General features: G+C 65.3%; 20 protein-coding genes. 7 read left to right on the top strand and 13 right to left on the bottom strand.

Translation table 11 applies throughout. The features are described from left to right. Window positions 1-33: 33 nt before the first annotated feature. Window positions 34-525: an RNA pyrophosphohydrolase gene (locus BLT16_RS03240; protein WP_089657090.1), complete on the bottom strand. Its 492-nt coding sequence runs from the start codon at window positions 523-525 to the stop codon at window positions 34-36. Between the two features lie 148 nt (window positions 526-673). Here BLT16_RS03240 and BLT16_RS03235 point away from each other — a divergent pair, with 148 nt between their 5' ends. From BLT16_RS03235 to BLT16_RS03220, 4 genes are all read left to right on the top strand, one after another. Then, window positions 674-1327, top strand: a complete 654-nt coding sequence (locus BLT16_RS03235) for a histidinol-phosphatase (RefSeq protein ID WP_089657089.1) — start codon at window positions 674-676, stop codon at window positions 1325-1327. Window positions 1328-1632: 305 nt separating this feature from the next. Further along, complete coding sequence (locus BLT16_RS03230; protein WP_089657088.1) at window positions 1633-3027, top strand: FAD-dependent oxidoreductase; 1395 nt, start codon at window positions 1633-1635, stop codon at window positions 3025-3027. 132 nt (window positions 3028-3159) lie between these two features. Further along, on the top strand, window positions 3160-4296 hold the full coding sequence (locus tag BLT16_RS03225) for an efflux RND transporter periplasmic adaptor subunit (protein WP_089657087.1): 1137 nt from the start codon (window positions 3160-3162) through the stop codon (window positions 4294-4296). A 1-nt stretch (window position 4297) separates the two neighbouring features. Next, on the top strand, window positions 4298-7366 hold the full coding sequence (locus BLT16_RS03220; protein WP_089657086.1) for an efflux RND transporter permease subunit: 3069 nt from the start codon (window positions 4298-4300) through the stop codon (window positions 7364-7366). 38 nt (window positions 7367-7404) lie between these two features. On the opposite strand, the gene rsd is transcribed toward BLT16_RS03220, so the two are convergent. The 6 genes from rsd to BLT16_RS20965 all read right to left on the bottom strand — a co-directional run bounded on the left by rsd (window position 7405) and on the right by BLT16_RS20965 (window position 13521). Further along, on the bottom strand, window positions 7405-7908 hold the full coding sequence (gene rsd, locus BLT16_RS03215) for a sigma D regulator (RefSeq protein WP_089657085.1): 504 nt from the start codon (window positions 7906-7908) through the stop codon (window positions 7405-7407). Window positions 7909-8005: 97 nt separating this feature from the next. Further along, a complete protein-coding gene (locus BLT16_RS03210) occupies window positions 8006-8431 on the bottom strand; it encodes a hypothetical protein (protein WP_089657084.1) in 426 nt (141 codons plus the stop codon). A gap of 71 nt (window positions 8432-8502) precedes the next feature. Beyond that, window positions 8503-9024 carry a disulfide bond formation protein B gene (locus tag BLT16_RS03205; RefSeq protein ID WP_089657083.1) on the bottom strand — a complete coding sequence of 174 codons (522 nt, stop codon included), beginning with the start codon at window positions 9022-9024 and terminating at the stop codon, window positions 8503-8505. Window positions 9025-9057: 33 nt separating this feature from the next. Further along, window positions 9058-10683: a glutamate--cysteine ligase gene (gene gshA, locus BLT16_RS03200; protein ID WP_422717912.1), complete on the bottom strand. Its 1626-nt coding sequence runs from the start codon at window positions 10681-10683 to the stop codon at window positions 9058-9060. 154 nt (window positions 10684-10837) lie between these two features. Continuing rightward, window positions 10838-13183 (bottom strand): Tex family protein, encoded by a 2346-nt coding sequence (locus tag BLT16_RS03195; RefSeq protein ID WP_089657081.1) that lies wholly within the window; start codon window positions 13181-13183, stop codon window positions 10838-10840. A gap of 68 nt (window positions 13184-13251) precedes the next feature. Further along, on the bottom strand, window positions 13252-13521 hold the full coding sequence (locus tag BLT16_RS20965) for a DUF1127 domain-containing protein (protein ID WP_089657080.1): 270 nt from the start codon (window positions 13519-13521) through the stop codon (window positions 13252-13254). Window positions 13522-13627: 106 nt separating this feature from the next. Between BLT16_RS20965 and BLT16_RS03185 the strand changes: the two genes are divergently transcribed. Further along, window positions 13628-14482 carry a LysR substrate-binding domain-containing protein gene (locus tag BLT16_RS03185; RefSeq protein ID WP_089657079.1) on the top strand — a complete coding sequence of 285 codons (855 nt, stop codon included), beginning with the start codon at window positions 13628-13630 and terminating at the stop codon, window positions 14480-14482. Window positions 14483-14505: 23 nt separating this feature from the next. On the opposite strand, the gene tcuB is transcribed toward BLT16_RS03185, so the two are convergent. Both tcuB and tcuA read right to left on the bottom strand, forming a co-directional pair. After that, the gene (gene tcuB / locus BLT16_RS03180) at window positions 14506-15615 is read right to left on the bottom strand and encodes a tricarballylate utilization 4Fe-4S protein TcuB (protein WP_089657078.1); all 1110 of its coding nucleotides are present in this window, start codon (window positions 15613-15615) and stop codon (window positions 14506-14508) included. After that, window positions 15602-17026, bottom strand: coding sequence for an FAD-dependent tricarballylate dehydrogenase TcuA (tcuA, locus tag BLT16_RS03175; RefSeq protein ID WP_089657077.1), 1425 nt, complete (start codon window positions 17024-17026; stop codon window positions 15602-15604). The genes tcuB and tcuA overlap by 14 nt, the downstream gene beginning before the upstream one ends. 114 nt (window positions 17027-17140) lie before the next feature. Here tcuA and BLT16_RS03170 point away from each other — a divergent pair, with 114 nt between their 5' ends. Continuing rightward, entirely contained in the window at window positions 17141-17830 is a 690-nt protein-coding gene (locus BLT16_RS03170) for a GntR family transcriptional regulator (protein WP_089657076.1), read from the top strand. A gap of 9 nt (window positions 17831-17839) precedes the next feature. On the opposite strand, the gene BLT16_RS03165 is transcribed toward BLT16_RS03170, so the two are convergent. The 4 genes from BLT16_RS03165 to BLT16_RS03150 all read right to left on the bottom strand — a co-directional run bounded on the left by BLT16_RS03165 (window position 17840) and on the right by BLT16_RS03150 (window position 22529). After that, complete coding sequence (locus BLT16_RS03165) at window positions 17840-19318, bottom strand: aldehyde dehydrogenase (protein WP_089657075.1); 1479 nt, start codon at window positions 19316-19318, stop codon at window positions 17840-17842. Between the two features lie 26 nt (window positions 19319-19344). Then, on the bottom strand, window positions 19345-19842 hold the full coding sequence (locus tag BLT16_RS03160; protein WP_089657074.1) for a hypothetical protein: 498 nt from the start codon (window positions 19840-19842) through the stop codon (window positions 19345-19347). After that, complete coding sequence (locus tag BLT16_RS03155) at window positions 19842-21314, bottom strand: tripartite tricarboxylate transporter permease (RefSeq protein ID WP_089657073.1); 1473 nt, start codon at window positions 21312-21314, stop codon at window positions 19842-19844. The genes BLT16_RS03160 and BLT16_RS03155 overlap by 1 nt, the downstream gene beginning before the upstream one ends. 111 nt (window positions 21315-21425) lie before the next feature. Next, window positions 21426-22529: a Bug family tripartite tricarboxylate transporter substrate binding protein gene (locus BLT16_RS03150; protein ID WP_089657072.1), complete on the bottom strand. Its 1104-nt coding sequence runs from the start codon at window positions 22527-22529 to the stop codon at window positions 21426-21428. Window positions 22530-22781: 252 nt separating this feature from the next. Here BLT16_RS03150 and BLT16_RS03145 point away from each other — a divergent pair, with 252 nt between their 5' ends. Further along, the gene (locus BLT16_RS03145; RefSeq protein WP_089657071.1) at window positions 22782-23564 is read left to right on the top strand and encodes an SDR family NAD(P)-dependent oxidoreductase; all 783 of its coding nucleotides are present in this window, start codon (window positions 22782-22784) and stop codon (window positions 23562-23564) included. The last annotated feature ends 11 nt before the right edge of the window (window positions 23565-23575 follow it).

Raw genomic sequence — 23575 nt, 5'->3', positions numbered from 1 at the left:
CCGCGGGGCCTGAATGTCGTGCCGCTGGCGGGGTCAGTCGTCACCCAGCGCCAACCGCTGCGCGCGAGGAGCCAGCTCGCGCAGTGCGCGGCGATAGACCTCCCGCTTGAAGGGCACTACCTGCCCCAGTGGATACCAGTAGCTAACCCAGCGCCAGCCATCGAACTCCGGCTTGGGGGTCGTATCCACACAGATCTGGCTGTCCTGACAGCGTATCTGCAGCAAAAACCACTTCTGCTTCTGGCCGATGCACACCGGCCGCGAATGCGTTCTTATCATGCGTCGTGGCAGACGGTAGCGCAGCCACCCCCGAGTACAGGCCAGCACATCGACATCGGCAGCCGTCAAGCCGATCTCTTCTTCCAGCTCGCGATACAGCGCCTGCTGTGGTGTCTCGTCAGCCTTGATGCCTCCCTGGGGAAACTGCCACGCATTCTGCCCTACCCGACGCGCCCAAAGCAGCTGGCCCTCGCGGTTGGCAATGATGATGCCAACGTTGGGGCGGAAGCCGTCAGCGTCGATCACGGACGTCACCTTATCAATTCACTATTACAGCCATTCTTCCACAAAGCCGGAAACCCCATCAATACGCTTGCCGCGCATGGCATTGTTGCCAGGCGGCCAACTCTGCAATAATCGGCGGCTATTTTTCCCCACACTCTAGGAGCGCGCCTTGAGCCTGGCCATCTTCGATCTCGACAATACCCTGATTGGCATCGACAGCGACCACGCCTGGGGCGAGTTTCTGCTCGAGCAAGGCGCCGTCGACCCGGTGAGCTACCGCGCCGCCAACGAGCGTTTCATGCGCGACTACGATGCCGGCACCCTGGATATTCACGCCTTTCTCGAGGTCGCCTTGAAGCCGCTGGCCGACAATACCCCGGAGCAGCTCGCCGCCTGGCACCAGCAGTTCATGGCTAGCAAGATCGAGCCGAATATCCTGACCAAGGGCGAAGAGCTGCTGGCTAGGCACCGCACTCGCGGCGACACGCTACTCATCATCACCGCCACCAATCGTTTCATCACCGGCCCGATCGCCGAGCGCCTCGGCGTCGACCACCTGATCGCCGTTGAGCCAGAGATTCTTGACGGCCGCTATACCGGCCGGGTATCGGGCACCCCCAGCTACCGTGAAGGCAAGGTCGAACGCCTCGACGCCTGGCTCGCCGACAAGGAGCTGACGCTGGACAACGCCTGGTTCTATAGCGACTCCCACAACGATCTGCCCCTGCTGGAGCAGGTCGACCATCCGGTGGCGGTCGACCCCGATGACACCCTGCGCGAGATCGCCGAGGCGCGGAATTGGCGGATCATGAGCCTACGCTAAGCAAACACTGCACATTTGCGACCAACGTATGATATTGCGCCGCACCATTGACCTGGTGCGGCGCATTTATTTTTAACACATTGAATTTAAACGGCATTACGCAAAATCCCAGACCCAAGATATTCCTTATGACCGAGTGAGCTAGCATAAAGTCGAGCTTTGGTATGGATTTTATTTGTCGACAAAGCGTCTATAATGCAGCCATCTGAATGACGTCGAGCCAGCGGTGATCGATCATCGCCGCCGGCCAGGGCCTTCGGTCACCGCCGAAGGGTTCGTTCCGCACCAGGCAAGCGAGAGCCCCCATGTCCACACCGACCTATGATGTCCTGATCGTGGGAGGCGGCGTATCCGGCACCGCCCTTCTGTATGAACTGGCTCGCTACACCGACCTCAAGGCCATCGGCCTGGTCGAGAAGTACGATCACGTGGCCATCGTCAATTCACACGGCCGTAACAACAGCCAGACGATCCACTGCGGTGACATCGAGACCAACTACACCCTCGAAAAGGCCAAGGTGACCAAGCGCACCGCGGGCATGGTGGTCAATTTCGCCACCAAGCTGGCCCCGGAAGTGCGCGACAAGATCGTCTACCAGTACCCCAAGATGGTACTTGGCGTCGGCGATACCGAATGCGACTTCCTGCGCAACCGTTTCACCAAGTTCAAGGAGCTGTTCCCGCAGATGCGCCTGCTCGAGCGGGACGACATCGCCGAGCTGGAGCCCAAGCTGGTCGAAGGGCGCCCCTCCGAGCAGCCCATCGTGGCGATGGGCTCCACCGACGAGTACAGCGCGGTGAACTACACCACGCTCTCCGAGGCGTTCGTCGAGGAGGGCCGCAAGAGCGCCGACGAAAAGGGCATGGCCTACGACGTGCACCTCTCCACGGCAGTGGAAGATATCCAGAAGGACGGCGAGCTGTTCAAGGTCAAGACCCCCAACAAGGGCACCCTCAAGGCGCGCTATGTGGTGGTCAGCGCCGGCGGCCACTCGCTGCTGTTCGCCCATAAGATGGGCTATGGGTTAGACAAGTCGTGCCTGCCCATGGCCGGCTCCTTCTACTTCACGCCCAAGGTGCTCAACGGCAAGGTCTACACCGTGCAGAACGAGAACCTGCCCTTCGCCGCGGTACACGGCGACCCGGACGTGCTGGTCGAGGACAAGACCCGCTTCGGCCCCACCGCCTTGATGCTGCCGCTGCTGGAGCGCTACAACGGCAAGACCTTCTTCGAGTTCCTCAAGGTGCTGCGCCTCGACCGCAACGTGGTCAAGGCACTCTGGGACCTGATGAAGGTGCGCGACATTCGCCGCTACATCTTCAAGAACTTCCTGTTCGAGGTGCCGATGCTGCGCGAGCGGCTGTTCCTCAAGGACGTGCAGAAGATCGTGCCCAGCCTTACCGTCAAGGATGTCAGCTTCGCCAAGGGCTTCGGCGGCGTGCGTCCGCAGCTGATCGACAAGGAGCAGAAGAAACTGGTGATGGGCGAAGCCAAGATCAATCCTGGCACCGGCATCGTGTTCAACATGACGCCGTCGCCTGGCGGTACCAGCTGCCTGGGCAACGCCGAGAAGGACATGTACCTGGCTCAGGAATTCCTCGGCTTCAACGTCGACAAGGAGGCCTTCGAGCGCGACCTGTTGACCGGCGAGATCCCACTGACCGACCTCGAGCGCCCGGCGGCCAGCTCGCTGATGTAAGACCACACAGCCCTGCGCTCTCGTGCCCCGGCCTCGGCCGGGGCACGTCGTTTACGGCGACTACGCTTGCGCTATGCTAGGCTGCGCTTGGTTGGAAATGACCTCCTCTTTTCGACTCACCAAGGAAGGCCCATGGTCGTGCGTCGCCCCTCTCCCTCGTTTCTGCTGGCCCTGGCCTGCGGCCTGGCCCTGCTGCTGTGGATGCTGTTCGGCGATCTGCAACGCTTCAGCGCCGAGGCGCCGGAGGCCGAGCCGGCCCGTGACGCCGAACTGTCGCGCGTCGAGGTGCAGCACAGCGAGGCGCAGCCCTATGCGCCACGGCTGACCGCCCAGGGCCAGCTCGCCGCCTGGCAGGACATCGAGCTGCGCGCGCGGCGCGAAGGCCAGATCGACGCACTGCCGGTGGCCCAGGGCGAGCGCGTCGAGGCCGGCCAGACGCTGCTCGAGCTCGACCGCGAAGACCTTCCCTCCCAGCTGGCCCGCGCCGAAGCCGACCTCGCGCTGGCCCGCGCCGAACTCGACGGCGCCGACCAACTACGCCAGCGCGATTTGGTCTCGCGCATCGAACAGCTGCGCCTGGCCGGCGCGGTGGCTGGGGCGGAGGCCGACGTCGAGCAGCTGCGCAAGATGCTCGAGCATACCCGCCCCGCGGCCCCCTTCGCCGGCACCCTTGACCAGCTCAACGTCGATCCCGGCGCCACCCTGCAGGTCGGCGAGGTCTATGCCCGCCTGGTCGACGATACCCAACTGCGCGCCAGCGCACATATCGCCCAGCGCGACGCCCTCGACCTCGAGCCCGGCCTGCCGGTCAGCGTGCGCCTGCTCGACGGCAGCACCCTCGACGGCGAACTCAGCTATGTGGCTAGCCGCGCCGATGAGAGCACCCGCAGCTTTGCGGTGGAAGCGCGCCTCGACAACCCCGATCGGCGTCGCCTGGCCGGCGCCAGCGCCAGCCTGACCATCACGCGCGCCGAGCAGCCCGCCCACCGGCTATCCCCGGCCCTGCTGGTACTCAACGAGGAGGGCCAACTCGGCGTCTACGCCGTCGACGACGAGGAGCGCGTAACGATCCATGCAGTGCGTCTGCTGGCCGCCGACAGCCGTGAGGCCTGGGTGACCGGCCTGCCCGAGCGTGTGATGCTTATCACCCTCGGCGGCGGCTTCGTGACTGACGGCCAGCGCGTGGAGCCGGTTCCCGCCGAAGACGACGCCCTGCTCGGCGGCGATGACCTGCCGGCATCGCCCGACAGCGGCGGCGCGGTGCACTGATATGCGAACCCTGATCGAGGCCGCCCTGCAGCGGTCGCGCACCACCCTGCTGCTACTGGCATTCCTGCTGCTGGCCGGCAGTGCCGCCTACCAGGCGATTCCCAAGGAGGCCAACCCCGACGTCGCCATCCCCATGATCTATGTCTCGCTGAGCCTCGAAGGGGTCAGCCCAGAAGACGGCGAGCGGCTGCTGGTACGCCCCATGGAGCAGGAGCTGCGTTCGATCGTCGGAGTGCGCAAGATGACCTCGCAGTCCAGCGAAGGTCACGCCTCGGTGACGCTGGAGTTCGATGCCGGCTTCGACGCCAACCAGGCCCTGGCCGACGTTCGCGAGCGGGTCGACATCGCGCGCAGCTCGCTGCCCGACGAGGCCGATGAGCCGCGGGTGATGGAGGTCAACGTGGCGCTGTTCCCGGTGCTCTCGATCGGCCTCTCGGGGCCGCTGGAGGAGACCCGACAGCTGGCGGTGGCGCGCCAGCTCAAGGAGCAGATCGAAGGCATTCCCGAGGTGCTCGAGGTGGATATCGGCGGCGAACGCGAGGATCTGCTGGAGATCGTCGTCGACCCGCTGGTGCTCGACAGTTACGGCGTCGACTTCGACAGCCTGTTCAATATGGTCTCGCGCAACAACCGCCTGGTGGCCGCCGGCAGCCTGGATACCGGCGCCGGGCGCATGGCGCTAAAGGTGCCGGGGGTGATCGAGCGTCTCGAGGACGTGATGGGCATGCCGGTCAAGGTCGAGGAGGACCGCGTGGTCACCTTTGGCGATGTGGCGCATATCCGCCCCACCTTCAAGGACCCGGACGGCTTCGCCCGCATTAACGACCAGCCGGCGCTGGTGCTGGAGATCTCCAAGCGCGCCGGGGCCAATATCATTGCCACCGTGGACGCCGTGCGCGACCTGTTCGACGAGGCCGGGCCGCTACTCCCCGAGGGCCTCGAGATCACCACCATCATGGATGAGTCCGAGACCGTCGACGACATGCTCTCGGAGCTGCTCAACAACGTGCTCACCGCCGTGGTGCTGGTGCTGATCGTGATCCTGGCGGTGATGGGCCTACGCGCGGCGCTGATGGTCGGCCTGACCATTCCAGGCGCCTTCCTGACCGGTATCCTGCTGATCTGGTCGGTGGGCTACACCCTCAATATCGTGGTGCTGTTCGCGCTGATCCTGGTCGCCGGGATGCTGGTCGACGGCGCCATCGTGGTCAGTGAGCTGGCCGACCGCAACCTCAGCGCCGGCCAGCCACCCGCCGAGGCGTGGGCCGGTGCCGCCTCGCGCATGGCCTGGCCGGTAATCGCCTCCACCGCCACCACCCTGGCGGTATTCTTGCCGCTGCTGTTCTGGCCCGGCGTGGTCGGCGAGTTCATGAAGTACCTGCCAGCCACGGTGATTCTGTGCCTGCTGGCGTCGCTGGCCATGGCGCTGATCTTCCTCCCCACCCTGGGCAGCGTGGTCAGCCGCGGCTATGCGCGCCCCGCTGGCGAGCGCCGCGAGCCGCGCATCAGCCGGGGCGGACACGCCTACCGCCGCGCTCTGGGCTGGCTGCTGGCGCGCCCCGGCACGACGCTGCTGGCGGCGCTTGGCATCATGGCGCTGGTCTATACCGGCTATGCGCGCTTCAACCACGGGGTCGAATTCTTCCCCAGCGTCGAACCCGACAGCGCCCAGGTGCTGGTGCGCGCCCGCGGCGACCTCTCGGCGCTGGAGAAGGATGCCGTAGTGCGCCGCGTAGAGCGCCGCCTGGCCGGCATGAGCGAGGTTCAAGCGCTCTACGCACGCTCCTTTGCGGTGGCCAACGATCAGCTGGGGCCCGATGTAATCGGCCAGCTCAGCTTTCAATTCATCGACTGGCAGCAGCGTCGACCGGCGAGCCGGATTCTTACCGAGATGCGCGAGCGCACCGCCGACCTGCCCGGCGTGATCCTCGAATTCCGCGAGCAGGAGCAGGGCCCAGCCGGCGGCAAGCCAATCGTGCTCGAGATCAGCGCCCAGGACCCAACGCTCACCGACAGCGCGGTGGACGAACTGCGCGCCGCCATGGGCGAGCTGGGCGGTTTTCGCGATATCGAGGACAATCGCAGCCTGCCCGGGGTGGAGTGGCGCATCGAAGTCGACCGCGAAGCGGCCGCCCGCTTCGGCGCCGACGTCGCCGCGGTGGGCAGTGCCGTCCAGCTGGTGACCACTGGCCTGCAGGTGGCAAGCTATCGCCCCGCCGAGGTCACCGACGAGGTCGACATTCGAGTGCGGCTGCCCGAGGCACACCGTTCGCTGGACCAGCTCCAGGCAATGACCATCAACACCGAGCGCGGCCAGGTGCCGATGAGCCACTTCGTCGAACTGACCCCGGCACCCAAGGTCGGCAGCCTGCAGCGTATCGATGGCCGTCGGGCCATTACCCTGGAAGCCGACGTGGAGCCCGGTGCACAACCCGCCGAGCGCCTGCAGGCACTCGGCGATGCCATGCAGGCGCTACCCGAGGGTGTACTGGTCAATATCGCCGGCGAGCAGGAAGATCAGCAGGAGACGGCGCAGTTCCTGATCACCGCCTTCCTGGTCGCGCTGTTCCTGATGACGCTGATCCTGGTGACCCAGTTCAACAGCCTCTACCAGGCAGCGCTGGTGCTCTCGGCGATCGTCTTTTCCACCGCGGGGGTGCTGATCGGCCTGTTGGTCAACGGCCAGCCGTTCGGCATCGTGATGGTGGGAATGGGGATCATCGCCCTGGCGGGCATCGTGGTGAACAACAACATCGTACTGATCGACACCTACAATCAGCTGCGCCGTGACGGCCTGAGCAGTCCCGAAGCGGCGCTGGAGGCCGGCGGGTTGCGCCTGCGGCCGGTACTGCTGACCGCTATCACCACGGTGCTGGGACTCCTGCCCATGGTACTCGGCATCAACGTCAACCTGTTCGCACCGAGCCTTGGCATCGGCGCGCCATCGACGCAGTGGTGGACGCAGCTATCCAGCGCCATCGCTGGCGGCCTGACCTTCGCCACCGGGCTGACGCTGCTGCTGACGCCGTGCATGCTGGTACTGGGCGGAAAACTCTCACCCAGAAGGTGAGAGTGGGCCTAAGAGGTCGCCGCGATACCCGGGGGAGTTCAAGACGTGGCGCGCACGCTGGCCTGGGCACCCGGTGGCGGAGAGTGCGCCGCGTGAAGGCGGCCGATGAGTTGGTCTTCGAGGGCGAAACGTTGAGTGAGCCCCTTGGCGAGGCGATCCAGCCAGGCCGGCAGGCGCCCCAGGTTGTGCTGGCACCTGACCGGCGACGAGTAGTCATTGTCGAAGGAGAGCACCAACTCGGTGGACATGTCGAGGCGTTCGAGCAGACGGTCAGCGATCACTAGCGCCTCGTCGTCGTTGAAGGCCGTGGCCTCTTCACGTAGCTGCGGATAGATCTCGAAGTGGCCGGCGCTGATGTAGTCCATCAGCAGCTCGCTGAAAGCATCGATCTGCGCCTTGGTCACCGCCTCGAGCTCGACGTCGCAGGCTTCCTGCAGCTCGACGAAGCTGACCAGCATCTCGCGGCGCTGATCGAGCCAGCGATCGATCAGACGGTGCACGCCACCCCAGCGTTCCAGGGCCGTCTTGCAATCTTCCAGCATGGGCGCCTCCCTAGCACATCCTGACCCGCCAACAGGGCGGACTGACAGACTCGCGCGACTCGCGAGTCGTGTCAATCCTCCTTGGCGCTGATTCGACTCAGCTCCGGTCAACGCGGAAGGAGAGCGTGAACGACATGTTCTCGTTGGGACAGAGCCGCGAGCTGCAGGCTTGGGGCTGGCGCATTTCCAGGTAGTAGGTGCCGGCATCGAGCCGCTCGGCAATGCGGAAATTGAAGCGCTCGCCGCTCTCGCGATCCTCGGCGATCAGCTGGCCATCGGCGTCCAGCAGGCGACCGTTGTAGCCACCCGGAAGGCTGCGCATGACCGGCGTAGTAGCACTCAGGATCACGCTGGTGGGACGATCCAGGGTAAAGCGGAACATCCTGGAACCAGAGGCCAGCTGGCCGTAGTAGGTCTGGCCAGGGCGCAGCTCGGTGGCTCGCTCCTGCTGCATGGCAGTGGTCGAACAGGCGGCCAGCAGCAGGGCGATGATCAACATCAGGGGAAGGCTCAGAAGGCGCATGCCAGGTTCCTTATCTCTGGGTTACCGAAAAAGAGTCCCCCGCAGGCGGGGTGCCGAAACGGTAGCATATTTCAGCCGCCGCGCACTGCCCGAATACCGCGCACCAGCATCGCCATGGGGGCGATGGCCAGCACCAAAAAGCCGATCAGCGTCCAGCCCGGCAGCGAAATGCCGAGGAACAGGAAATCGATCTCGGCACACTCGCCGGAGCCCGACAGCACCATCGCCAGCACGTCGCGCCACGGTAGGATCTCCATCATATAGTCGAGTCCAGGACCACAGCTCGGCACCTGGTCCGCCGGCAGCGACTGTAGCCACAGGTGGCGCCAGGCCACGCCAATACCGCCGAATACCGCCACCAGCCCCAGGCCGCCATACACGATCATGCCGACGCCGCGCGGGTTATGCAGCGCCGCCAGCAGCAGCACCGCCGCCGCCGCTGCTACCGCGACACGCTGGAAGATGCACAGCGGGCAGGGCTCCAGCCCGGCAGCGTGCTCGAGCAGCAGTGCCACGACCATCATCAGGGCACAGAACGTAAGCCCGGCAAGGCTCCAGTGGCGCGCTGACAGCGCCTTGAGAGTTGCGATCACACGAGGTCCTCGAAGGGTGTCGATATGGCTGATTCAGACGGCGCGTGCCGCCCGAGGTTCACGAGCACGGGTGAAATAGCCGTCGAGGAAGGCGCTGAACCCCTCATCGTCGGCGGCCTCGATCTCGCCCTGCTGGCGGTGCGAGGTCTCGATCAGCTCCTCGAGCAACGCCTGATAGGCGGCATCCACCGGCTCGCTGCGGAACTGTTCGGCCTGCTCATGGGCCAGGGCCAACATCATCTCGGCGAAGCTCTCATGGGTCGACTGAAGCCGCGCCATGACGCGCCCCGAGGGCGTCAGGGAAGGGTCATCCAGCAGCGGCGCCAGCCCCCGCACCGACTCGCTGTGCGGGCTACCCTCCTCGCGACTGTCGAGCAGTTCAGCCACCGCCGCGAGTTCGGCGAATATCTCGGCGCCACGGTCGGCCACCGAGCGCGGTTCGCCATCGATATTCAAGCGCATCGCCGGGTCACGTCCACGCTCCACCACCAGGCGGCGATTGTCGTCGAGATGATCGCACTCATCGTCGGGGATCCACGGGCTCTCCGAGAGCAGGCACCACATCAGGAAGGTATCCAGGAAATACATCTGGGCAGCGTCGACACCCAGCGGCAGGAACGGATTGAGATCGAGACAGCGCACCTCGATATACTCCACCCCGCGTGCCTCGAGGGCCTGGCTCGGGGTCTCGTCGTGGCGCGCCACGCGTTTGGGGCGAATGTCGCTGTAGTACTCGTTCTCGATCTGCAGGATGTTGGCGTTGAGCTGCTGCCAGGCGTCGCCGCGATTGACGCCCAGTGCCTGGTAGGGCGGCCAGGGGGTGGAGATCGCATGGCGCAGGGTGCCGACGTAGTTCGACAGCGAATTGAAGCAGATCTTGAGCTGCTCCTGAACCTTGTTCTGGTAGCCGAGCCCGGACATCCGCAACGTAGTGGCATAGGGCGCAAGCAGCGTATCGCTGCCGTGGGCCTCGAGCCACTCCGGAGCCGGCTTGCCGTCCAGAAAGCTGCGGTCGATCGCCGGCGAGGCGCCGAACAGGTACATCAGCAGCCAGCTGTTGCGTCGGAAATGGCGAATCAGCCCGAAATAACGGCTCGAACGGTAGTCGGCGTCGGACGACGCCGATGCATTCGGCGCCTGAGGGTCGATCTCGCGCAGCATCGGCCACAGGTCGTCGGGTAACGACACGTTGTAGTGAACCCCGGCGATGGCCTGCATGATACGCCCGTAGCGTACGTCGAGGCCCTTGCGGTAGACGTGCTTCATGGTGCCGATATTGGAGCTGCCGTAGTCGGCGATGGGCACGCTGGCATTGCCGGCCAAACGTGCCGGCATGCTGGCCGGCCAGATCAGCTCATTGCCGAGGTGACGATAGCTGAAGCGGTGCAGGTCACCGAGAAACCCCAAGGCGTCGGCGGGTCGGCAATACACCGGCGTGATGTACTCGAGCAGCGCTTCGGAGTAGTCGGTGGTGATATGCGGATGGGTCAGCTTGGCACCCAGCGCATGGGGATGCGGCGTCTGGACGATACGACCGGACGCGTCCACGCGCAGGCCCTCTTTCTCGATGCCGCGACGCAGGCGACCGATCTGGCCTTGTCGGGCCGGCGCCTTGAGCCGGGCGATAACGGAAGCGAGTTGCTCGGACAAGGTGAACACCCCATGGCATGGAAGGATGGGGCCCGGCCCCTCTTCGCTGATGAAACGGGGCGAGCGTCGGGAAGTCCGCGACGCTCGCATAAGTGACACATTATGGTGCCTGGTCGAGACCTTTCAAGGCATCAGGCGTGAAAGGTGTTTTGTCGACCGGTCACTACTTGCCCTTACGGCGCGCCTGCAGCAGTGCAGCACCCAGGGCGCCGACCTGCCCGTCGGCCTGGCCCTTGGCCTGCCGTGACGAGCGCGGCTCGCGCTTGCGCGACGGTTTGTCGCTGCGGGTTTGCCTCGGGCTACTACTGTCCTGCTCGCCGGGTTGGTCATCGAGGCGCATGCTGAGCCCGATCCGCGCGCGCTCGAGATCGACGCTCATCACCTTGACCTTGACGATGTCGCCGGCCTTGACCACTGAGCGCGGGTCCTCGACGAACTTGTGGGAGAGCGCCGAGATGTGCACCAGGCCATCCTGATGCACGCCAACGTCGACGAAGGCGCCAAAGTGAGTGACGTTGGTCACCGTGCCCTCGAGCAGCATGCCAACCTCGAGGTCCTCGAGCGTCTCGACGCCTTCGCGGAACTCGGCGGCCTTGAACTCGGGGCGCGGATCGCGGCCCGGCTTGTCGAGCTCGTTCAAGATATCGCTGACAGTGGGCACGCCGAAGCGCTCATCGGCAAAGTCCGCCGGCTTGAGCGCCTTGAGGGTGGCGCTGTCGCCGATCAGACTGCCCAGCGGCCGGCCGCTGCGCTCGGCAATACGCTCCACCAGCGAATACGCCTCGGGGTGCACGGCGCTGGCGTCGAGAGGGTTGTCGCCGCCCATGATGCGCAGGAAACCGGCGCACTGCTCGAAGGTCTTGGGCCCCAGCCGGCTGACCTCGAGCAGCGCGCGGCGGCTGCTGAAGGCCCCCTCGGCGTTACGCCGCGCGACGATGTTCTCGGCCAGCCCCAGGTTGAGCCCCGAGACCCGTGACAGCAGCGCCACGGAGGCCATGTTGAGATCGACCCCCACGGCGTTGACGCAGTCCTCGATCACCGCCTCCAGGCTGCGCGACAGCTGCACCTGGGAGACATCGTGCTGATACTGGCCGACGCCGATCGACTTGGGCTCGATCTTGACCAGCTCGCCGAGCGGGTCCTGCAGGCGCCGGGCAATGGAGACCGCGCCGCGGATGGTGACGTCGAGGTCGGGGAACTCGCGGGCGGCATACTCCGAGGCCGAATAGACCGAGGCCCCGGCCTCGCTGACCATGACCTTGGCCAGCTGGCGCGGCGCCAGGCGCTTGATCAGCTCGCCGGCCAGCTTGTCGGTCTCGCGGCTGGCGGTACCGTTGCCCACGGCAATCAGCTCCACGCCGTGGCGCTCGACCAGCTTGCCGAGCACCGCCAGCGCCTCGTCCCAGCGCTTTTGCGGCGCGTGGGGGTAGATGGTGGCGTGCTCGAGGAATTGACCGGTGGCGTCCACCACCGCCACCTTGCAGCCGGTGCGCAGGCCAGGGTCGATGGCCAGCGTCGCCTTGGGTCCGGCCGGCGCCGCCAGCAGCAGGTCCTTGAGGTTGGCGGCGAAGACCCCGATCGCCTCCTGCTCGGCGCGTTCGCGCAAGCGCCCCATCAGCTCGGTCTCGAGGTGGGTATAGAGCTTGACCCGCCAGGTCCAGCGCACCACCTCGGCGAGCCACTTGTCGGCGGCCCGACCGCGGTCACTGATACCCACGTGCTGGGCGATGGCCACCTGGGCCGGATGCAGCGGCGCCTCGTCCTCGCCGGGTAGCTTGATGGCCAGACTCAGCACGCCTTCGTTGCGCCCACGGAACATCGCCAGGGCGCGGTGCGAGGGGGTCTTGGCCAGCGCCTCGTCGTGCTCGAAGTAGTCGGAGAACTTGGCGCCCTGCTGCTCCTGGCCGGCGATCACCCGCGCACTCAGCTGGCCTTCGGCCCACAGCCGCTCGCGCAGCGTACCGACCAGTTCGGCCTCTTCGGCAAAGCGCTCCATGAGAATCTGCTTGGCGCCGTCCAGCGCCGCCTTGGCGTCCTCGACCGCCGGCGTCTCACCCTCGGCGGGTCGCAGGTAGCGGCTGGCCTCGGCCTGCGGATCCAGGCTCGGGTCGGCGAGCAGCGCCTCGGCCAGCGGCTCGAGCCCCGCCTCGCGGGCGATCTGTGCCTTGGTGCGGCGCTTCTTCTTGTAGGGAAGATAGAGATCCTCGAGACGCTGCTTGGTATCGGCGGCCTCGATCTGGCGCTTGAGATCGTCGTCGAGCTTGCCCTGCTCGTCGATGGCGGCGAGTACCGCGGCGCGGCGCTCCTCCAGCTCACGTAGATAAATCAGGCGTTCATCGAGCTGGCGCAGCTGGGTATCGTCGAGGCCCCCGGTGACCTCCTTGCGGTAGCGCGAGATGAAGGGCACGGTAGCCCCGCCGTCGAGCAGTTCCACGGTGGCCGACACCTGCTGGGGGCGTACGGCGAGCTCGTCGGCAAGGCGGGCGATAATAGCGGCGTGTGCGTCCATGACATCCTTGATGTAGCAACGGCAAAAGATCGCGCCAAGGTATCATAAACGCCACGCCCTCGCCGTAGTCAGCGTCGCCAGCCGATATCGTCCCAAAAGTGGCGACGACTCTCACGGTTGGCCTCGTGACGCGTCAAGCCAATATCCCGCAGCAGTTCATCGCTGAGCTCATGCAGCTGATTGCGCTCCCGACGCAGCTGAGCGAGCCGGTCCATACGGCGTGCCCAGTGCCACAGCCGTACGATAAACCGCCACCGTTGACGCGCTGCGTGCTGGGCCGGATGACGGGCGCAGGCATTGCCCTGGGGAGCCGAAGGGGAGATCGAGTCCATGGTCATGGCAACTTCCTCCTGAGGGGTGTGGAGGAAGTGTCGTGGAGCCACTAGAATCAATCCAACGAATACTTTTTATGCACAACATCAACCGCGTTGATGGAAAGCCCTTATGCTCCAGACCATCGATCACGAACTGCTTCGTACCTTCGTCGCCATCGTCGATCACGGCGGATTCACTCGCGCCGCACAGGCAGTGAACCGAACACAGTCCGCCGTGAGTATGCAGATCAAGCGACTAGAGGAGGATGTGATCCAGCGCCAGCTGTTCGAACGGCAAGGCCGTCAGATGCTGCTGACCAGCGAGGGGGCGACCCTGCTCGGCTATGCGCGACGCATCCTCGACCTGCATGGCGAGGCACTCACCATGCTTCGCCAACCGGACATGGTCGGCAAAGTGAAGCTTGGGGTACCTGACGACTACGTGATGCGCTTTTTGCCGGGCATCCTGAAGTCCTTCTCGCATACCTGGCCGCTGGTGGATGTCGAGGTGCAATGCGCCCCCTCCTCCGAGTTGATCAATCGCCACAAGGGCCAACTCGACCTGAGCATCGTGACCCGCGAGGTGGGTCACGAGATCGGCGAGATCCTGCTCCAGGATGAAACGGTATGGGTGGCGGCTGAGTCGCATGCGACACAGCGGCAGTCACCGCTACCGCTGGCGCTGTTCGAAGAGCCCTGCTTCTGCCGACGCCACGCCTGCAACGCTTTGACCCGGGCCGGCCTTTCCTATCGTGTCGCCTACAGCAGCCCCAGCCTGGCCACCCTGCAGGCCGTCGTCGGCGCCGGACTGGCCGTATCGGCATGGATGAAGAGCCTGGTGACCCCAGGCATGCGCATCCTCGACGAAACTGACGGCTTTCCTGCCCTGCCGGATGCCTCGATCGTGCTGCTACGGTCGCCGGAGGCCACCTCCCCAGTGATCGAGGGACTGGCCCAACACATCATCGAGGGGTTCAGGCTGTAGCGACACCCCTCTGCCATCGCCGCTCAGCGGCCCTCGCGGTTGCGCTCCAGGGCGTTGCGATAGACCGCCAGCAAGCGATAGAAGCCGTGCACGAACTTGCCATAGGGCATAGTGATGAACAGCGCCATCACCACCCCCAGGTGCACCACCAGCATCACGCCCATGGCCGAGGTCTCGCGCAGCAGCATCAGCGCCAGGCCGGTGAAGCCGGTCAGCCACAGCAGCGCGATGAAGGCCACGTCCATGCCCATCTGGCGCACGTCGGCGGTGTCCGGGTCGCGCACCAGCTTGAGGTACAGCAGCCCCGCCGGGCCGATCAGCAGGCCGATGCCGCCCAGGGTACCGAACAGCTTGGGCAGGCTGGTGAAGTCGTAGGGTGCCTGCCAGCCGAACACATAGTGGTAGATGGTGCCGGTCACGGTGGCAGCGAAACTAAGCATGAAGCCGTAGAAGGTGAAGTGGTGAAAGCGCCGCCGCCAGTGCGAGTGGTAGGCATCCGGATAGGTACAGCCGACCTCGTTCTGACCGTGGAGGTGCTTGAGCGAAAAGGTCTCTTTGAGCGCCTGTCGCCAGCTTGGGGCATCACGCAGTCCGGCCACGCCCTCGCCGCTCTCGCGCCAGAAGCGCAGCATCCCCATCACTAGAGCTAACAGCACGAACAGCGACACCGAGCCGAAGGTCACCACCATCACGTTATGCGGCATCAGCGCATAGAAATCGCCGCCATGCTGGGCGGTGACCAGTGCCGCCAGGCCGCCGTTGAGCCCGACCGCAATCAGTAGCAGCAGGGTCACCCCCACCGCCAGTGCCAGCGCGGCGAGCAGGCCATTGCGGTCGAACAGCTTGGCCAGCGGCCCCGGCCAAGCGTACTGGCGATAAGACTCGACGCGCAGTTTGGCCATCGACTGCGGCACGTTGACGGCGAACTCATGGGGCGGCGCGTACTGGCAGGCGTAGTAGCACTCGCCGCAGTTATGGCACAGGTTGGCCAAGTACTTGAGATCTTCGGGGGTGAAGGCGCGGCGCCGCTCCATGGCCGGGAATACCGGGCAGAACCCCTCGCAATACCGGCAGGCATTGCAGATCGTCATGTTGTTGCGGGTTTCCTCGATCAGTGCCTCAATCTTTTGCATAGCTGCCTGCCTCTGTGCCTGCGATGCGGCCGAATACGGTGCCGATGGTCATGCCGAAGCCGGCGACGTAGCCCTGGCCGAGAATGTTGCCGGCCATGATCTCACCGGCCAGGAAGACGTTGTCGGACAGCTCGCCGCTGTCCATGTACATGCGCGCCTTGTCGTCGACTTCGGCCCCCAGGTAGGTGAAAGTGATGCCGGTGCGCAGCGGGTAGCCGTAGAACGGCGGCGCGTCGATGCGCTGCGCCCAGTGGGTCTTCTCGGGTGTGACGCCCCGGGTGTGGCAGTCGTCGAGCACGCTGTGGTCGAAGTTGCCGGGCTGCACTGCGGCATTGAACTCATCCACGGTATTGCGCACCGCGTCGACCGGCAGCTCGAGCTTGGCCGCCAGCTCCTCGAGGGTATCGGCCTGCTCGGGGGGAAATACCGAGGGCATAAAGCGCCCCTGGGCCTTGGCGTCGGTAATCGAATAGCCTACCTGCCCCGGCTGCTTGGCAATCAGCCGCCCCCAGATGGCGTAGCGCTTGGGCCAGAAGTCCTCGCCCTCATCGTAGAAACGCTCACCGTCGCGGTTGACCACGATGCCCAGCGACACGCAGTCGACCCGGGTGACGATACCGCCGTCATACTTGGGCGCCCGGGCATCGATGGCCACCGCATGCCCCTGGGTGGGGTCGCCGATGATCTTGGCGCCGTTGTCGATCAGCGCGCGCAGCATCTTGCCCTGGTTAAACCGCGTGCCGCGGATCAGGAAGTTGCGCGACACCTCCCCCCAGGCCTCTTCCAGCCACGCCTGGTTGGACTCGAAGCCCCCCGAGGCGATCACCACCGCCTTGGCGCTGACCTTGCGCGGCGAACCGTTGTAGTTGACCAGGGCGTAGTCGAAGCGCTTGCCGTCAAACACCAGCTGTTCGGCTTCGGCCTCGTACAGGATCGTCACTCCAAGGCGCTCGGCGGCCTGGTAGTAAGTGTTGACCAGTGCCTTGCCGCCACCCAGGAAAAAGGCATTGGTGCGCCCCAGGTGCAGGGTGCCACCCAGCGACGGCTGGAAACGCACGCCGTAGCCCTTCATCCAGTCGGTGCAGGTTTCCGAAGCGCGGATCACGTGTCGCGCCAGAGCCTCATTGGTGATGCCGCCGGTGACCCGCCATACGTCGTCGAAGAACTCGTCCTCGAGATAGGCGTCACTCAGCACATCGGTGGGCTCGCGGTGCATACAGCGTAGGTTACGGGTGTGAATGCTGTTGCCGCCGCGCCACTTGCGCGGCGCACTCTCCAGCAGCAGCACGCTGGCACCCTGCTCGCGGGCCGACAGTGCGGCACACAGCGCGGCATTGCCGCCGCCAATCACCAGCACATCGTGGCCTGTCAGGTCAGCCTCGCTGAGTCGCTCTCCGGTCGATGACAACATCGTGATCTCCCACCAAATAAATACAAATGTATCCACTAGTGTTCAAAATGACAAGTCATGTTCCCTGACATACCATGGTCAATCATCATCAACCCAATTCGAGGCCCACTCCCCATGGCAGAGCGCAAGCCACGCAAGAGCGCCACGACGGCGGCCAACCAGCGCGGCGAGCCGCGCAGCGAACAGGCATATCGCTACATCATCGACGCCATCAAGGAAGGCAGCCTGCCGCCCGGCACGCGCATTCGCGAGGTCGAGCTGGCCGAGCGCATCGGCCTGAGCCGCACCCCGGTGCGCGAGGCGCTCAACCGTCTGCAGCTCGAGGGGTTAGTGGCCAACGACCCGGCCCGTGGCACCATCATCACCGAGCTCGATCACGGCATGATCAGTGAGCTGTACGCCATGCGCGAGGTGCTGGAAGGCACCGCCGCGGGACTCGCCGCGCAGCACGCCTCGGAGGTGGAGATCGCCTTCCTGCGCGAGATCAGCGAGCGCGACGCACGCCTGAGCGACACCGCTGACCTGGTAAAGAACAACAAGCTGTTCCACACCACTCTGTATCGCTGCGGCCACAACCGCTATCTGCTGAAAATGCTGAATTCGCTGCAGGAGTCGATGATGCTGCTCGGCCGCAGCACGCTGGCCAAGCCAGGCCGCGCCGAGACCGCACGCAGCGAGCACCGGGCAATCATCGACGCCCTCGAGGCCCGCGACCCGGAAGCCGCCGAGCGGCTCGCCCGCACCCATATCCGCGAGGCCTACAAGGTGCGCCTCGAGGCGCTCTTCGAGAGCTACGACGACTAGCCGCAGACGTCAGGTGCGAATCGCGAAGGGATCACGGGCCTCGCTCGACAGGTCGATCATCAGGTTCTTGATCTCCAGATACTCATCCAGTGCATGCAGCCCCCGCTCGCGGCCGATACCGCTTGCCTTGACCCCGCCGAACGGCGCCTGGGCAGCGTTGGTACGGTAGGTGTTGACCCACACGCCACCCACTTCGAGACGCCTGGCCACGCGGTGCGCCCGCGCCAGGTTCTGGGTCCACAACCCGGCGACCAGGCCGTAGGCGGTGCCGTTGGCGATGGCGATGGCCTCCTCCTCGTTGTCGAAGGGTATGATCGCCAGCACCGGGCCGAACACTTCTTCCTGGGCAAGCTCGGCGTCCGGCGCCACCTCGGTGAATACCGTGGGCTCGACGAAGTAGCCGCGGTCGTAAGCCTCACCCTGCGGCACACCGCCACCCACCGCCAGGGTTGCGCCCTGTTCACGGGCCCGCTGGATAAAGGCCAGTACCCGCTGATGCTGGGCCTGCGTCGCCACCGGCCCCATCTCGGTGGCCTCGTCTCGCGGATCGCCGACACGGATCGCCCGGGCGCGTTCACACACCTGAGCCACCACCCGGTCGTAGATCTCGCGCTGCACCAGCAGCCGCGAGCCAGCGATGCAGGTCTGGCCGGCGGCGGCGAAGATCCCCGCCACCGCACCGGTCACGGCCTGCTCGAGGTCGGCATCGGCGAATACGATATTGGCCGATTTTCCGCCCAGCTCGAGGGTCACCGGCGTGAGGTGCTCGGCGGCAACCCGTGAGATCGCCTTGCCGGTGGCGGTGCCGCCGGTAAAACTGATCAGGTCGATGCCGGGGTGACCGGTGAGCGCCGCGCCGACGCTGCCGTCGCCGGTCACCACGTTGACCACACCTGCCGGGAAACCCGCCTTTTCGCACAGCTCGGCGAAGGCCAGGGTAGTCACGCTGGCCATTTCCGAGGGCTTGATCACCACCGTGCAACCCGCCGCCAGCGCCGGTGCCAACTTGTTGGCGAGTATCGCCATGGGCGAGTTCCAGGAGGTGATCAGCGCCGCCACACCGCGCGGCTCGCGTGTCGTGAAATCGACCAGCTCGGGACGATCCAGCGGAATGCTCTCACCATGCAGCTTGTCGGCCCAGCCGGCGAAGTAGCGGTAATTGCGAGCGGCAAAGCGCATCTGCACGCGAGTCTCGCGGATCACCTTGCCGTTGTCGGTGGTCTCGAGCTGGGCCATGCGCTCGGCGTCGGCCTCGAGCAGCTCGGCCAGGCGCTGCATCAGCGTGGCGCGGGTCAGGCCGTTGGTGTGTTTCCAGCCGCCGTCGAAGGCTTCGCGGGCTGCCGCTACTGCCGCGTCGACGTCTGCGCTGCCGGCCTGGGGCAGGTGCGCCCAGGGCTGCTGGTCAACCGGATTGATGGCCGGGAAGGTAGCGCCGTCGGCGGCATCCCGCCAGGCGCCGCCGATATAGAGTTGGTAGGTGGTTGGCACGGGGGGATCCTCCAGATTAACGGGTGCTAGCGGAACGGGTCGAAGAAGTAGCCTACCGGCCAGCGCATGTTGAAGGCCTCGCTCAGGCCAAACAGCGCCGCCATCAGCAGGCCAGTCCCGAGCAGCGCCGCCAGCCAGCTCATCTTGCCGACCAGACGGCAGAAGGCGACGGTGAAGATCGCTGCCGAGGCCGTCAGGCCAATCAGGTAGATGCCCAGGTAGAGCGCGGCCAGCCAGCCCAGGTAGGGCGCGGTGCGTCGGAACTTGGCGCCCCACACCGGTTCATTGCCGGTGTCGCCGACATGTTCGCCGTCCGATGCTGGGTCCCCGCTGCGGCGGGCCGCGCGATAGCGCCGCACGGTCAGCACGCTCTCCACGCTGAGCAGCGCCAGTACGGCGATCGCCACTACCTGAGGCATCAGCCGCGCGGTGAACGGATAGCCGGTGGCCATGTACAGGGCCGCCCCCATCAGACCGGCCAGTACCGCCATGAATAACAGCTCTTCACGTAATCGCTGTGACATCAGCTCTCTCCCAGGCCCTTGCGTTTGGCGCGCACCCCGGCCACTACCACAGCCACCGCCAGCACGCCGATGACGATGACAATGGGATCGGTCAGCCACGTCCAGCCGTAGCGCGAGGCCGAAATGGTCAGATAGCGCTCGATGCTCGGCGCCAGCACGAAACCGATCAGTACCGGCGCCCGCGGCCAGTCATAGGTCTTGAGCAGCCAGCCGAACAGGCCGATGACGATAAAGGCGATTAGATCGCCCCATTGATTGGTGTTCTGGTAGGCGCCTACCATCATCACGATCAGCAGAAAGGGCGCGAACTTGGCGGCGGGAATGGTGCTGAGGCGCGCGATGGGCCGCGACAGCAGAAAGCAGGCGAAGGCGCCCACGACATTGGCGAGCGCCAGGGTCCAGACAATGGTCAGAGTAATCGACAGGTCCGAGGTCAGCATCGACGGGCCGGGCTGGATACCCAGCAGAATCAGGCCACCCAGCAGCACCGCAGTGGTGCCGCTGCCCGGAATGCCAAACAGCATGGTGGGGATCAGCGAGCCTCCCTCCTTGGCATTGTTGGAGCTCTCTGGTGCGATCACCCCGCGCACGTCACCCTTGCCGAAGCCGCTCTTATCCTTGGCACTCTGTACCGCCTGGCCGTAGGAGAGCCAGTCGACCACCGATCCACCAAGGCCGGGAATCGCCCCCACCGCTACCCCGAGGGCCGCCGAACGCAGCACCAGCCAGCGGTTCTGCAGGGTGTCGCGCACACCGTCCTTCCAGCCACTGGAGACCTCCTTGACCCTGGAGACCGCGCGATTATCGGCCAGCAGGTCGATGATCTCCGGCACCGCGAATAGCCCCATGGCCAGGATCGCCAGCGGAATGCCGTCCATCAGGTAGATGCTGTCACCGACGAAGCGGAAGGTCACCGTGGCGGGCGCGGAGCCGAGCATGGCGATCATGATACCGATCAGGGTGGCGAGAATGCCGCGAAACGGGTACTTGCCGGCCAGCAGGCCAACCACACACAGGCCGAGTACGGTGAGCATGAACAGGTGCGGCGACTGGAAGGCGAGCACCAGCGGCCGGGCAATCGGCAAGATGGCAAACAGCACCAGCGCCCCGACCAAGCCACCAATCAGCGACGCACTGAAGGCGGCGCTCAGGGCGCGACCGGCCTTGCCCTGCTGAGCCATCGGATAGCCATCCAGGATGGTCGCCTGGGAGCCCGCCGAGCCGGGCACCCCGATCAGGATACTCGGGAAGGTATCGGCAGTGGCAATCACCGCCGCCATGCCGATCAGCATCGCCGTGGCAGCATGCGGATCCATGCCGTAGACGAACGGCAACAACAGAGACATACCCACGACGCCCCCCAGACCGGGGAGAATGCCCACTACCAACCCCACACTGATGCCCAACAGCATGAACACCAGACGGGACGGGTCGAGGACCAGCGCCAGGGCATCAAACGCGGCGGCTAACACGGCGTCGTGCTCCTATCTATCTGCAAATGATTTGAATGCGCCGCGCGGCAGCGCATCCGGATACGACGCGGGGAGGGCCTTGCAGCCCTCCCCAGCGTTGCTCAAGCAACCTCAAAGGTCAGCGTCGTAGCGCTCCTTGAAGGTAGCGCGCAGATAGTCGAGTGCCTCGTCGGAAATCTCCAGGGTGGCGCTCATGGCGGTGTATGCGTCGTCGCCCACCAGCCACTCATAGGGGCCATTGGCCTCTTCGGAATCAGCAATGAAGTCCTCGTCCTGGCGCGCCTGCTCGAAGGCGTAGCGCAGGTCATTGATCGAGTCCTCCGGGGCATCGGACTTGGCCCACAGCATCTTGATGCTGCCCGCCGACAGCACCGCACGGTAGGCATCCCAGGCCACGCCGGACGGCGCTTCGCCATGCCGCTCCTCGTAGACTTCGGCCACGGTGGGCATGTCGGGGAAAGCCGGATCACGCACCAGCTCACCGTCGGTATCGATGATGCCGAGGCTGAACAGCGGCACGGCAATACCCTCTTCCACCAGCGGTTCGACGTTGGCGGTATAGGCACTGGTGGTCTGGAAATCGAGATTGGTCTCGCCCTGCTCCAGCGCCAGACGAGCCGGTCCGCGGCTCTCATAGCCGAAGATGGCATCATGGGGCAGGTCGAGCAGTGCGAAGGCGGCCAGCGTCATGGAGCCGATCGCCTGAGGCGAGACCTCACCATAGATCAGCTGGTCGACGTCCCACAGTTCGTGCGGTTCCTCGATGCCCAGCTCGGCATTGGCATAGACTACCCCACCCTGCGCCATGGCGACGATCGGCTCATAGTTGCGGAAGTCATAGCGCACCGCACTGGAGCCGTACATGAACGGGAATACCTGACCGGCACTCTGCAGCATGACGGTCATGCCATCGCTTGCCGTGCGCAGTTCGAACTCATTGGTGCCCTGCACGCCGCCTGCACCGGGTCGATTGACCACCTGCACACTGACATCATCACCCAGGAAAGGCCCGATGGTTCCCGCGATATAGCGGCCCCAGGTATCCGCCCCGCCACCCGGTGCCCAGGGGGTGAGGATCTCGAGAGTCTCGCCTTCGTAGAATCCGGTCAGTTCGGCGTGGCTGTTGGCCGCAACGCCAAAGGTGAGGCCGGCAGCCACCGCCAGGCTGAGGCTGTGGCGAGCAAAGCGTGAGGCGTGGTGTCTGGCGTTATTCATATTGTGTTCTCCCGTGTGGGTTTCCGACTGGCGGACGACAGCCACTAGTGCTGCCGCATCCGCTACTTGCTGTTATTGTGTACTCAAGTATGCAAGTGGGCTCAGTGATATGCAATAGTCAGAAAAAGCGCGCTATGCTGGCGGATAACGTCAGCTTCGATGTATTGAAGAGTAGACACTTGCATACGCCGGCGTCGACATCTGTTTCAGCGAAACGCACGATCGCGGCATCCAAGCACAGGAGGAAACCGCATGGACATGGCACTCACGGACAAGGTGGCGCTGGTGACCGGCGCCAGCCAGGGAATCGGCTTCGAGACGGCGCTGCTGCTCGCCGAGGAGGGTGCACGAGTGGCGCTGGTGGCGCGGCGCGAGGGGCCTCTGCAGGAGGCCGCCGAGCGTATCGCTGCACGTACCGGCCAGCGCCCGCTGACCGTGGTGGCCGACATCGCCAGTGCCGACGGCCCTGCGGACGCGGTGGCACGCACCGTCGACGCCTTCGGCAGCCTGGACATCCTGATCAATAACGCCGGCAGCAGCGCCTCCGGCCCCTTTCTGGAGGCCGATGACGCCCTGTGGCAAGCCGATATCGAGCTCAAGCTGATGGGGGCAGTGCGCAGCATTCGTGCCGCGCTGCCACACCTGGCAGCTTCATCGTCGGCGGCGATCATCAACGTCACCACGGTGTCGGGCAAGGCCGCCCCGGCCAGGACCCTGCCAACCTCGGCGACCCGGGCCGCCGGCATCGCCCTGACCAAGTCGCTGGCCAACGAACTTGGCGAGCAGAATATCCGCGTCAATACCGTGTGCCTGGGGCGAGTGCGCTCGGCGCAGGTCGAGCGTCGCTGGCAGCGTGAAGCCCCAGAGCTCAGCTGGGAGGCCTACTCGACCCGCCAGGGCCAGGCCATTCCGCTGGGGCGACTGGGCGATGCCCAGGACGTGGCCAACGCCATCGTGTTTCTGGCCTCGCCTCGCGCCGGCTATGTCACCGGCGCCAGCCTCAACGTCGACGGCGGCCGCAGTGCCACCGTCTAGCGATCAGCCCT

The sequence above is a fragment of the Franzmannia pantelleriensis genome, assembly GCF_900102875.1.
Lineage (GTDB): Bacteria > Pseudomonadota > Gammaproteobacteria > Pseudomonadales > Halomonadaceae > Franzmannia > Franzmannia pantelleriensis.
Note: the sequence above shows the minus strand (reverse complement) of the source record. Positions and strands in the feature narration are given on the sequence as shown.

Coding starts and splice junctions, on each gene's coding strand:
- BLT16_RS03230 (WP_089657088.1), top strand. CDS start 1,633: ATGTCCACACCGACCTATGATGTCCTGATCGTGGGAGGCGGCGTATCC.
- BLT16_RS03225 (WP_089657087.1), top strand. CDS start 3,160: ATGGTCGTGCGTCGCCCCTCTCCCTCGTTTCTGCTGGCCCTGGCCTGC.
- BLT16_RS03220 (WP_089657086.1), top strand. CDS start 4,298: ATGCGAACCCTGATCGAGGCCGCCCTGCAGCGGTCGCGCACCACCCTG.
- rsd (WP_089657085.1), bottom strand. CDS start 7,908: ATGCTGGAAGATTGCAAGACGGCCCTGGAACGCTGGGGTGGCGTGCAC.
- BLT16_RS03210 (WP_089657084.1), bottom strand. CDS start 8,431: ATGCGCCTTCTGAGCCTTCCCCTGATGTTGATCATCGCCCTGCTGCTG.
- BLT16_RS03195 (WP_089657081.1), bottom strand. CDS start 13,183: ATGGACGCACACGCCGCTATTATCGCCCGCCTTGCCGACGAGCTCGCC.
- BLT16_RS20965 (WP_089657080.1), bottom strand. CDS start 13,521: ATGACCATGGACTCGATCTCCCCTTCGGCTCCCCAGGGCAATGCCTGC.
- BLT16_RS03185 (WP_089657079.1), top strand. CDS start 13,628: ATGCTCCAGACCATCGATCACGAACTGCTTCGTACCTTCGTCGCCATC.
- tcuB (WP_089657078.1), bottom strand. CDS start 15,615: ATGCAAAAGATTGAGGCACTGATCGAGGAAACCCGCAACAACATGACG.
- tcuA (WP_089657077.1), bottom strand. CDS start 17,026: ATGTTGTCATCGACCGGAGAGCGACTCAGCGAGGCTGACCTGACAGGC.
- BLT16_RS03170 (WP_089657076.1), top strand. CDS start 17,141: ATGGCAGAGCGCAAGCCACGCAAGAGCGCCACGACGGCGGCCAACCAG.
- BLT16_RS03160 (WP_089657074.1), bottom strand. CDS start 19,842: ATGTCACAGCGATTACGTGAAGAGCTGTTATTCATGGCGGTACTGGCC.
- BLT16_RS03150 (WP_089657072.1), bottom strand. CDS start 22,529: ATGAATAACGCCAGACACCACGCCTCACGCTTTGCTCGCCACAGCCTC.
- BLT16_RS03145 (WP_089657071.1), top strand. CDS start 22,782: ATGGACATGGCACTCACGGACAAGGTGGCGCTGGTGACCGGCGCCAGC.